Annotated in this window: 7 protein-coding genes; 1 reads left to right on the top strand and 6 read right to left on the bottom strand. The window is 41.3% G+C overall.

Features of this window, described 5'->3' with window-relative positions; translation table 11 throughout:
- Nucleotides 1–12: 12 nt before the first annotated feature.
- The 4 genes from HUN01_RS11270 to HUN01_RS11255 all read right to left on the bottom strand — a co-directional run bounded on the left by HUN01_RS11270 (nucleotide 13) and on the right by HUN01_RS11255 (nucleotide 5,425).
- Nucleotides 13–366, bottom strand: coding sequence for a phage holin family protein (locus tag HUN01_RS11270; RefSeq protein ID WP_181931341.1), 354 nt, complete (start codon nucleotides 364–366; stop codon nucleotides 13–15).
- A gap of 272 nt (nucleotides 367–638) precedes the next feature.
- Nucleotides 639–1,862 carry a PQQ-dependent sugar dehydrogenase gene (locus HUN01_RS11265; RefSeq protein WP_181931340.1) on the bottom strand — a complete coding sequence of 408 codons (1,224 nt, stop codon included), beginning with the start codon at nucleotides 1,860–1,862 and terminating at the stop codon, nucleotides 639–641.
- 420 nt (nucleotides 1,863–2,282) lie between these two features.
- A complete protein-coding gene (locus tag HUN01_RS11260) occupies nucleotides 2,283–3,992 on the bottom strand; it encodes an alpha/beta hydrolase (protein WP_181931339.1) in 1,710 nt (569 codons plus the stop codon).
- Between the two features lie 509 nt (nucleotides 3,993–4,501).
- The gene (locus HUN01_RS11255; protein WP_181931338.1) at nucleotides 4,502–5,425 is read right to left on the bottom strand and encodes a DMT family transporter; all 924 of its coding nucleotides are present in this window, start codon (nucleotides 5,423–5,425) and stop codon (nucleotides 4,502–4,504) included.
- A gap of 481 nt (nucleotides 5,426–5,906) precedes the next feature.
- On the opposite strand from HUN01_RS11255, the gene HUN01_RS11250 reads away from it, so the two are divergent.
- A complete protein-coding gene (locus HUN01_RS11250; protein ID WP_338044542.1) occupies nucleotides 5,907–7,811 on the top strand; it encodes a cytochrome-c peroxidase in 1,905 nt (634 codons plus the stop codon).
- A gap of 252 nt (nucleotides 7,812–8,063) precedes the next feature.
- On the opposite strand, the gene HUN01_RS11245 is transcribed toward HUN01_RS11250, so the two are convergent.
- Both HUN01_RS11245 and HUN01_RS11240 read right to left on the bottom strand, forming a co-directional pair.
- The gene (locus tag HUN01_RS11245) at nucleotides 8,064–9,365 is read right to left on the bottom strand and encodes a serine hydrolase (protein ID WP_181931336.1); all 1,302 of its coding nucleotides are present in this window, start codon (nucleotides 9,363–9,365) and stop codon (nucleotides 8,064–8,066) included.
- 715 nt (nucleotides 9,366–10,080) lie between these two features.
- Nucleotides 10,081–11,259 carry a GNAT family N-acetyltransferase gene (locus HUN01_RS11240; RefSeq protein WP_181931335.1) on the bottom strand — a complete coding sequence of 393 codons (1,179 nt, stop codon included), beginning with the start codon at nucleotides 11,257–11,259 and terminating at the stop codon, nucleotides 10,081–10,083.
- Between the last annotated feature and the right edge of the window lie 492 nt (nucleotides 11,260–11,751).

Here is an 11,751-nt window from a genome sequence, read left to right as displayed (position 1 = left end):
CACCAATCAATCTTAAGTTACATTTCTAACTAAAAGTCCTAGTACGGTAGAAACAATTGTCAGAACAACTGAACCTAATAATGCAGGTAAGAAACCAGCAACAATAAATCCAGGAACGAGAAATCCTACCAGCAAAAGCATGAGCGCATTAACAACAAAGAGAAACAAGCCTAGCGTGATAATGGTAAGGGGAAATGTTAAAATCACCAAAAAAGGTCGAACAATTGCATTGACTAACCCTAAAATCAATGCGGCAACTGCGGCTGTACTAAAAGCGTTAAACTCAAAGCCTGGTACAAAATAGGCTGTGAGTAATAGTGATAGAGCGCCAACTAGCCAAGTTAGTAAGAAGTTTACTATCAACATTCGTAACCCCTTTCTCTAGCAATCTTCATTATTGCCAAAAAATGTGAACAAAAAGTGACAGCACCAACTACTGCTGCTACTTGACTTGCAACAAAATTTGAAAAATTTACCGAAATAATTACTAATTCGTAATTCGTAATTCGTAATTATAAAGAGAGAGAAAAATAATTACTATAAACGATTTCGGCGTTTTTGAATAAAAGGATGAAATAAAAAAATCAGTGTTTTAAAACTCTTGCTCTCTATATCTAGGCGTGAGCTTTTCATCTTTTTCATTTGGTAATGCGGAGAATTTTATCCTGCTGTGAAGGGCAACTCCCTCGTCCATCACAGTTACTAGTTGTGACATACAACTCGCCATCTGGCCCCATAATTGCCTCTCGGAGTCGTCCGTATTTACCTTGCAAATACACCTCATGACGCTCGACTTGCTGGGGTGATTGTGGGTTGAAAACGACACGCTGCAAGTGTTCGGAGCGGAGGGTCGGAATGATTAAACTACCCTTCCATTCAGGAATAGAATTTCCGGTATAAATTGCTGCCCCACCTGGAGGTAAAGCTTGACGCCAAACAATGGACGGAGTGATCAGTCCTTCTCCTGATTCACAACGGTAGATGGTGGGCCAGCCAAGGTTGTCTCCTGCTCTGGCGACACTAACTTTATCGTGACCACTTCTACCTAACTCACCACTAGGGCCGTGGTCTGTTACCCATAGTGTTGATGCATCATGCCAATCAAACCCTTGAGTGTTGCGAATACCAGAGATATATACGGGATTTTTTGGAAACGGATTGTCTTGCGGCACTTGTCCATCAGGCGTCAGACGCAAGATTTTCCCAGCAAGGCTATTAACATCCTGGGAACTTTGCGGGTCTCGCGCATCGCCAGTCCCAATATAGAGCATTCCATCAGCACCAAAACGAATGCGACCACCGTTGTGATACACCGCTACGGGAATATCATCGAGAATTATTCTATCTGATGAAGCACTGAGTCCACTTTGGGATAATCGCCATCGTTCAACGCGATTCACCTGCGACCCATTTCTATCAGCAGTATAGTACACGTAAAAAAGTCGGTTTTCGGCAAAGTTGGGATGAGTCGCAATGCCAAGTAAACCACCTTCACCGCTATCTGTAACATCAATAGTAGCTACAGGTTTTTGGACAAGTTTACTATCCCGCACAAGGCGAACCCGTCCAGGTCTTTCACTGACTAACATATCTTGGTTTGGGAGAAAGGCAATTCCCCAAGGAACCTCAAGACCTGTTACCACTTCTTCAGCCTGTACATTTACCTCTCCTTGTGAACCAAAGCCATTATCAACGAGAGTACATTGATTATTGGTAGAAGTTTTTTGACTGACTTGTTCTGTTGCTTCTGTTTCTTGATTGTTAGTGTTTGCTGATTCAGATGTTGGTGAGATGCAAGAAGAAATTCCTAGTGTAAACATGGCAATAACTAGTTTGCCTGCAACAATTCTTGTCATGTTCATAACTATATTTTTCCCAAAATTTTCTGCTTGTGTAGCCTTTCAAATAGCTAATTGAAGAATACTTAAAAATTCAAAATTTAGGAACAAAGACAAAGACTCCGTTCCTAAATCCTGAATTCTGATTTATCCATTAGATAACAGTGTTATAGAAACATTCTGTAAATGTACTAGGGCTAGGGATAGAGGTGGTGTTTTGACTATCCAGTTACTATTATAAATATACTCAACCTCATAGCCTCTATCCACAGACCTACTTCAAGCCTAACAGAGTCGAACGCAAGTAGTTTCTCAAAAAGAGGTTTGAAAATTTAGTGGTGGGTATCGATTTGACACCCAATCCTCAGTTTTATTTACGTCAAATAAAAATCATCACATGCAGCAATGTAACGCCAATATCCAACATCCAAAATCCGAAGCTGACTATGGTGTTGGGGAGTTTTTTTTTGCGGGTTTGCCTCCTTTGATATCCAGTAATTGAGTTAATTCGGTTGTACTTAATGACTTTACGAGACTCAACCCAAGCGATTTACTAGAAATACTTTGAGTGTAGGCGGCGTTCAAATAAGGGGTGTATTGCGGCCTTCCTGCAACGTAGGTTTGGAAGAAAGGTAAACTCAAAACATTCATGTAACGACGCGCTTGGGAAGCATCACCAATCATATCGGCAGGTAATGCTACTTGTTGATTTGCAGGGTTTCCATTGCCAATGGTGGAAAAGTGGGTACCACCTTCAAGCATGACGAGATACTTTTGTGAATTCGCCAACCAGGAGAAAGGTAAAATTTGCTCGGATAAAGCTGGTGCAACTGTATCATCACTACTGCTGACAATCATCACTGGAGTTTGGATGTGACTTAAGCCAGCTTTGCCGAAAATAGAACTAGTAATGGGATTAACTGCGATCGCAGCTTTCACTCTCTCATCCCGCAGGTTATAATCCTTGCCAGACTTGCTGATGCTCAATTCCAAAGCCCGACACTGAAGCAGTAAAGACATATTCCAGGTATTTTGCAGTGCTGCTGGTTGACAGTCTTGTTTTAGCTGCTTGAAGTTGATTTTAGCGCCTGCTAGAGCCAAGGCTGTGTAGCCTCCCAAAGATTGACCAAGTACTCCGACTTGTTGCAGATTTAACCGACCTTTAAACCGTGAATCAGATTGATTACCTTTTTCCAATTGATTCAGTATATATGTTACGTCCATTGGTCGGTCTTGAAATTCACTCGGTTCTGCTACTTCAATGGCGCGTCCATTTAACAGCGAACGCAATTGTTTAGTATCACTACCAGGATGATTGGGAACGGCAACGGCAAATCCGTAGGAAGCTAGATGAGTGGCTAAATATTGAAAGTTGCTGCTGTCTAAACCCAAGCCGTGAGAAATTACAATTATGGGTGCAGTCTTCTGGACATTGGGAATGTAAACATCAGTTAATAGAAGCCGATTGCGCGTTGAGTCGAAAAACTTCAGAGTGTATTTTTGCGACTTCAACTTTCCCGGAACCTTTAAATCAGGTAATTGCGAGAAATTTGGTTGTGAAATGGTATCAGCTTCTATTTTAGACTTTTGGGAAACTGCTGCGATCGCTTGATGGGTTTGGTTAACAAGTCTCTCCAATTCTGTAGCTATTTCCAGAGTCTCGGCGACATCAAGACGAATGCTGCTACTGGGATATTTACGCAACACATTCAAAAGTGTCAAGCCTCCCGATTCAGCAGAGGCTAAAATTAGCGCCGAACGCAAAGCACCAAATCCTGGTTCTGGTTGATTGGTTTTAATGACTTGCGCCAACCGATGCAGTAAAAATTCTCCTTGTGGTGTGTAGAGAAGTTGTGAAACTACTACCGGACTAACTTTCACACGATTGAGTAAAATCCGCCGCAATTCTTGAAGCTGTTGTAGAGGCAGATATTGCTGATATCCTGCCAAGTCTTCGTTAATTACGCCTGTTTTGGCGTAGTTTTCTAAAGTCGTGACTGAAATGGAAAGCTCTAAAGCTGAATAAGATGCATAAATCCGCTCTGCTGCCAAGACAGAATTGCTAATTCCAAACGTTGGCAGCACCATTGAAAGAACCAGCAATAGAGAATTTTTTCTTAGGGTGCTGGCCCAATTACCAAACAAACTATTCATCGCTCAACTTTTTCGGTGGTCTGGTTTTATCAGGTGTTGGCTTTGGTAGTTATTCGGGCGCCCTGCTTGGTTTACTTAAAGTTCTTAGCCTCAATTTTATCAGAACAGAATTTAGGAGTCAGGAGTGATAATTCAGGATGAATTATGTATGACTTGCGAATGTAGCTTGCTTAAGATAATGGGTATAAATGGGTTTCAAATTCCTACCAAAACTAGTATCTGGTAGTAAACAAAAAAGTAGTGATTCCCAATGCCTAGTAATAGATTCTGACTCCTAAATTCTGATTTCTGAATTATTCTTCAATAATTTTTTCGGCTATCAGGTCAACAATTAAATACTACAGAGTCACAGGGATGGGTAAAGTATCCAGATGACTTCAGTAGTTTGCCTTCACTATTAAATCATAACAAATAAAAAATAGTCTGCCTCAGTATTTATGTTGTAGCTTTGAATATTGCACCAATTTACTAGATGGAAAACCCAGTAAAAATCCGGAAAAATATTCTGATTAATCAGCTTTTCCCAAGGCGATCGCTACTGAACCTGTGACTACGAAACCCGCTCCTAAGATGGCGATGAAAGTGAAGTGTTCTGATGGTATCCAAGAAGGTGCAATAACTGATACAACTGCGACTAATATTAATGTCACAATGGGAGCTAAAGCGATTACCGCACTTACTCGTGATGCTTCCCAATGTTCTAATGATTCGGCAAATGCACCGTAAGCAATTAAAGTGTTCAACGCACAAAAAACCAACATTCCTAAATGAAAGCTGTTAAGTATAAAAAGTGATTTTACTCTGGCTAGAGGAGTGAATAATAAAGCACATCCCCCATAAATAATCAACATGATACTAGGAGAAGATAAAGATTGTAATAACTGCTTTTGTGCCAAAGCATAAATAGCCCATGCTACTGCTCCTAACGCAATCAAAACACTACCTAGTATGTATGTGCTTTGGGCTGTAATTAAATTTGTTAGTTGTTCACGAAAGAATAAAAGATAACCACAAATCATTACACTTACACCAATCCATTGATACAGTCTGTAACGTTCTTTAAAAATAACTAACCCTCCTAAACCTAATAAAAGGGTAGATAATTGAATGAGAACTTCAGCGTTAGCAGGTGATGTTAGTGCTAAACCTTGCATGAACAGAAAGTAATTAATCCCTAAGAAAAGTGTAGCGATCGCTAATAATTTCCAAGAAGCAGAGCGTAGTTGTTCTAATTTTGGTAATTTACCGCGTATTCCTAAATACAAAGCAAGTAGTATAAATGATGCCAAAAAGCGAAACCAAATAACGGTATAGACATCAAGTGCTTGCAGAGTTATCGTCAAAGCAATAGGTAAAATTCCCCACAATAAAACCGTCAATAGCGATAATGCTAGCCCTAAGCGCCAGCGTCCAGAACTTTGATGTAGTGACATTCAAATATCCTACTGAAAGTAGGGCTGACAATAAATTAAAACGTATCTAATTTGCATATCTAGATTTTACAAGTTGTTATTGAGAAACTCTCTTAATAGTTTGCTTCATATAAATTCAACATAGAACAACTTATCTACTCTACCCAATTTATTTTGAGCCAGTAGATGGCGTTTTTTGTTTACATAAAATTAGTAAATTGCGTAATTACTTTACATGAATATTAAATTTTGGACTTCCACGTAAGTGTATGATTTATTTCGGCGTCACTTTAGTATAAAAATTATGGGGTTTATACCCATCATAATCTTAGTAGTCTTTATTACAGGCTTATCAATTTACTTGCTACTAACCTCCAAAGGTCGATTTTTGCTCAAATCTGTGGTGACAAAAATCAAGCGCCAAGAGTGGAGATTCGGATATAGCAAGCTTAAATACTTGAGATCAAGATTTTTAAAGACTACAACAATTGCTGTCCTTATTATGGCAGCAGTAATCGCTGGAAATACTGTATCGGCACAGGTTACGGGATCGCCTCCAGTTTCGCTCAAGAGCGTATCGGTTCCAGAACCTGACAATCTTGGAGACTTCGTAAAAGACAAAGTAGCTGCAATCAAGTTAGGAAAAACTCTTTTTTGGGATATGCAGGTTGGGAGTGATGGACAGACCTCCTGTGCTAGTTGTCACTTCCATGCTGGAGCCGACAATAGATCCAAAAATCAGATCGCTCCTGGGCTTTTGCGGATCAACTCTGATGGTACAGAAAATCCAGATACAGTTTTTAATGTAGGCGGCCTACCAAACTACCAACTCAAACCAGAAGATTTTCCCTTCCACAGTGACATTAATGATGTCAGTTCTTCTCAGGGGGTTTTCAATACAAAGTTTGTGGATGTCACACCTGGTAATGCGGAAGACCAAGTGAAAAATGAGCCAGATCCGGTTTTTAACGTGGGAGGCGTAAATGTGCGCCGCGTTGAACCGCGTAACACACCAACTGTAATTAATGCAGTATTCAACTTCCGCAACTTCTGGGATGGAAGGGCACAGGATATCTTTAATGGGGTGAATCCCTTCGGTTTGAGAGATCCTAACGCCTCTGTTGTCAAAGCAGAAAACCCAAATCAACTCAAGTTTGTCAAAGTTAGCCTGAATAATTCGTCTTTGGCTTCCCAAGCGGTTGGCCCGCCACTCAGTTCCTTTGAGTCGTCGGCTGATGGTCGCACCTTTGAAGAAATTGGTGATAAGTTCGGGCGAATTGACAGAAAATCTCGTAGTGCTAGTAAGGGTAAAAAGCTTCCCCGAAAACTGGCGAAAAAGTTATCTCGCCTCAAACCGCTAGGCAAACAGGTTGTGCATCCACAAGACAGCGTTTTAGGTGCAGACAGTAGATGGCCTAAACCGGGACTGAAAGATAAAACTTACGATCAACTGGTTAAAGATGCCTTCAAACCGGAGTGGTGGAAGTCTAATCAACTCATCCAAGTTGATGCTGAAGGTAGACGGAGTTTTGTCAAAAAACCTGATAACTCTTCCGAAACCGATGAGTACACGCTATCGGAGTATAACTTCTCGTTATTCTTCGGGCTGGCAGTTCAGATGTACGAGTCTACACTTATTTCCGACAATACACCCTACGATCGCTTCTTGGAAGGAAACACCACCGCTCTCACCGAGCAGCAGCAACGAGGGAAACAACTCTTCGAGGGTAAAGCTCGGTGCATCGGTTGTCACGGTGGCCTAGAACTTACCAACGCCTCGGTGAGCAATATAAAGAAGCAACGACTGGGAACCATAAACATTCCCAATCTCAGAATTGTCTTTGACAATGGCTTCTTCAATCTTGGTGTTAGACGTACCCTAGAAGACACTGGTGTTGGTGGTCAAGACCCATTTGGCAACCCGCTTTCAGAGTCGCGAGTTGCTGCTTTGGATAAATTCCCATTACTTCTCGGTTCAAACCCCAATATTACAGTTAGCCCCAATGACAGAATAGTTGCAGATGGAAGCTTTAAGACTCCCGGATTACGCAACATAGAACTAACCGCCCCTTACTTTCACAATGGTGGTTATTTGACTCTGCCGCAAGTGGTGGACTTCTATAATCGTGGTGGAGATTTCCGCCCGCAAAGTGCCCTCGCCCCGTTGGGACTAAGCCAAACTGAACAAGATGACTTGGTAGCCTTCATGAAAGGACTCACCGATGAGCGAGTTCGTTATGACAAAGCGCCCTTTGATCATCCGCAATTGTTCATTCCCAATGGACATCCAGGGGGTAACTCTACGTCCGTTATTAATGATGGTACTGGCAAAGCCACAGATAGCCTACTGGAAATTCCTCCTGTTGGTAAGAATGGTGGTAGTGGTACGCCAAATTTCTTGAGTTAACTAGCAAGTTAACTCAGGTGAGGGAAATGAGGGAAGGATTTATTCAATAAGAGGCAGGGGGAAAAGGAGCAAGGGGAAATGACTCCTGACTCCTGCCGTGAAGCGGAGCGGAACATGGGTCTGATTCACCCACAACAACCAAGCGTGGTTCTCGAAGAGGGAGGGGTGGAATCCCCTTTCTGTTCTATCCCCCTTGCTCCCTGCTCCCTGCCCCTTTTCCTCTTCTTCAATAATTCCCTCTCGTCCCCATTACTAAGGAGTGCGCTCGCTAGAGTTCGGTTCTATATTGCTAACTCTGGTTTGGCTTAGATAATTGTAGACTCTGCGAGAAACTTCACGGACAAAATCTCCAGCTCTGCGATCGTGGTTTGGTCTTTGCACCAAAATGCCTGCTAAATAGCTTTTACCGTTGGGCATTTCAATAATACCCGCATCACCAATGATGAATCTCAATGTGCCAGTTTTGTGAGCAATGGTAGCTCCTTTACCAATACCAGCCGGTAGCAAACTATTAGTTTTGACACGGCGCATAATCCCTAAAACTTGATTGCGGCTGTTTGGAGATAGCAAACGATTATTAGAAACTAACGCCGCCAATCTGACTAAATCTTTGGAACTGGTTGTATTTTTGCCAGGAATATCTGGAAGTAAATTCTGCATTGCCGTATTTTGCAATCCCCAGCCACGAAAACGTTGGTTAACTTTTGCTGTACCACCCAAACGATCAAGAACCATATTTGTGGCGGTATTATCACTAATGGTCATCATCAAGGTAGCAGTTTGGAGGACGCTAAATTTAGTTCCAACGGGTTTGTATTTCATAGTTCCGGCTTCACCAACCCTTAAATCGCGCCGCATCACTAACTTATCTGTTAGTTTAATTCTACCAGCGTCTATTTCTTGGAAAAGAGCTACTAATAAGGGAAATTTGATTGTACTGGCAGCAGCAAATCTTTTTTCGCCATTAATATCTATATAGTTACCTGTATCTAAATCTAAGAAAAATATTCCGGGGTTTAATGATTTATAAGTTGCTAACAACGCCCGAATTTGAGAACTGATGCCCTGCATTTCTTGACCAAGGTTTACAACTCCCGCAAATGTTGAAGCATCTGTGGAATTGATGGCAATATCTTGTCTATTTTCCCCAGTAATGTTATTGGTTTGACGGTCAAATGAGTTAAATTTTACAATCCAATGAGAACGAGAATCTCCCTTGATGGATAGATTACGGGAATCAATATGATAGCCTGGAGCTAATTCTACGACAAAACGAGTTGTTTTACTATCTAGTTTTCCGATCCGAATTTCTTTGACTGCATTACCAAAAGCTTTTTTAACACTATCTGAATTAAAACTAGTTCCAGGTAAGTCAATTACCAATCGATTAGGATTATCTAATAAAAAGGCTTTTGGTTGAATTCCAGAAGTTGTAGTTAGGTGTAATTGATTTTGCTTAGAATCAAAGTACCAAGACTGTAATCGTGAAGCTTTAGCTTGTCCTGCAAATAGAAGCAAACTGCTTAAACCGATCGCAAGTAAATGTGATTTCATTTTGATGATTGTAGGTATGCAACTATGTAGCAACTAATCAACTTTACCTTAGATTGTTTTCTGCTGATCATACTGAAATTCCGGAAAAAAAGCATAAATCCCATTGACTTATTTTTTTGATGATAAATAAGTAGAGAACATCCAATTTTGTGGCTCGTAGTTTGCGCTATTTTCTCTCAAACGCAAACTACAAACCTTAATTGATTCACCTATACTTACTTATCTATAGGAATCCGCTTTGATTTCTAAACTAATTTGCGTAGGCAGGCAATAGGGAATAGGCAACAGGCAACAGTCAAGAAGGCTTCTTAGTTGTACTGAGTTTTTTCAGAAATCAAATATGAGTCCTATAGGATCAGATAGTCATGATTTATCAAAAAAAATCGCTGGTATTTTTCTTTATGATGTGAATTGACAACAGAAATTGCTAATCTAGCCGAAGGACGAACTAATGATTAATTATGTTTCCAACTTATGTTTTTTTGATTGGGGAACGTTGGGGATGTGAGGTAAAAGGGACTGGGTGTAAAATCGAAAAATTATGGTGCTTGCTCTTACCCACCAACTTTTATGTATGGTGGGGGACTGCGACGCTCGATTACTCGCTAACGCTACGCTAGCGCCGCGACCAGTTGAGCCAAAACTTGAGGCACAACAATTTAATCGCTTCCCCATTACCCCTTATCCCCAGAGGGGCCCACCTTCCCCACTCCCTTTAAAAGAAATCAGGCATCCAAGGCGAAGCACCTGCAAATATTTGCGTAGCTGCTAAGATAGCCTTTTCTGTCCCATTAAGTTTTCCCACTTGTTGCAAATGGTAGGGGGTGAACAAACTTGTATACAATGGTGCCAATTCGCGGATATTTAGCTGTAACTCTCCCTTTCCGCCTTTTGTGACTTCACCACGTCCGTTGGCGACAGAAAGAATGAATTTACCATTGTTTGCAGGTAGCAAATTATCTTGAATTTCTAGGTGCAGTTCAGCTTGGATTTCCGATGGATAACCCCGTGCTTCCAGTGCCTTGACTACATCTATTACCCGAAACAGCCAACGACTCTCACGCCATATTTTGGCAGTTTGCTCTGGTAGTAGCAATGTCAGAGAATCAATTGCAGAACTCTTCCATCGCACCTGGTGAATTTGAGAGCGATGATTTGCCAGAAAAGACCAGAAAGTTTGTGCAGCAGCAACTGTGCGAAGTACCCAATCTTTTACCCAAAGGATTTCACCATCTTCTGTTCGCTCTTGAGTGAAGATGATATAGCCTTGGGGTTGCTCTTTAGTACCAATAAAATAGGCATAGACTGTTTCCTTCTCATCGGGCTGGATTATTCGTTGCCATATTGCTGGATGTCGGTCTAAATATCCATGCGTTAGTCTCGCTTGCTGCTGATATAGTTCATGAAAAATTTGATGATTGATGCTGACTACTGGTTCTAAAGGCAGGGGTTGCTCCCGCACTTGGATATTCCTGGTAGAAATTTCCCAAATACACCAGCTACCTCCCTGCTCATACCCTACTTTTCGGTACAAAGTTTGAACAGCTGGATAAAGAGCGGAAATTGCTACGCCCCTAGCATAAAGTTCTTTGAGCATGTGCTGCATGAGAGCGATCGCAGCTCCCGAACCACGATACTCTGGAGCAATGCCCACTGCCGCAATTCCTGTCATTGGTACACGCACACCACCCCACCACTGACCCATATCCAGAGTTGCCAATCCACCAACTACTTGCTCCCATCCCCGAATAATGCGGAAATTTTCTACCCCAATCAGGTTGATATAAGCTTCTTCACCACCAAGTCCGCTGATAAAACACTGCTCAAGGATAGTCTCAAGCTGCTTAATATCCTGTGGATGAGCAAGAGTGCTGTATTCAAATTGAGCCGTCATTTTCTATACCATTATTAGTACAAAATCACAATCATACTACAGCAGTCGTTACCCCAATGGTTCACCAACTAGCTTGAAAATGGGGATTGAGGAAGAAAGATTTTTATGTGTCTTGGTGTACTCAGCTGATGATGGCTATTTAGTACGTAATGGTGGAAATAAACATATCATTCCATCTGGCTAAAAAGTCTAATTTAATACAAAGTTAGAAGCACGGCAGTATCCACTTCAGCTTTATTAGAGCAATCCTGATATAATAAATTTTCGGATCATCCTGACTTGAGATGTAGTAATAGATAATCTCTTCATAGGGATAGGAAGCTTTTTCCTTCACCAATCAGCTATAAAGCCCCATAATCATGCTCCTAGTCACGCTAAACTACATTACTACGCGTTCAATTTTAACTGTCAGGACACTTAAACTTATCTATTAATGAGTGGCTTCAGGACTGTTTATTCGATTGATATGGACTGGTGCGCCATCCATCGGTT

The organism is Nostoc edaphicum CCNP1411 (assembly GCF_014023275.1).
In the GTDB taxonomy this organism is placed as follows: Bacteria; Cyanobacteriota; Cyanobacteriia; order Cyanobacteriales; family Nostocaceae; genus Nostoc; species Nostoc edaphicum_A.
Note: the sequence above shows the minus strand (reverse complement) of the source record. Positions and strands in the feature narration are given on the sequence as shown.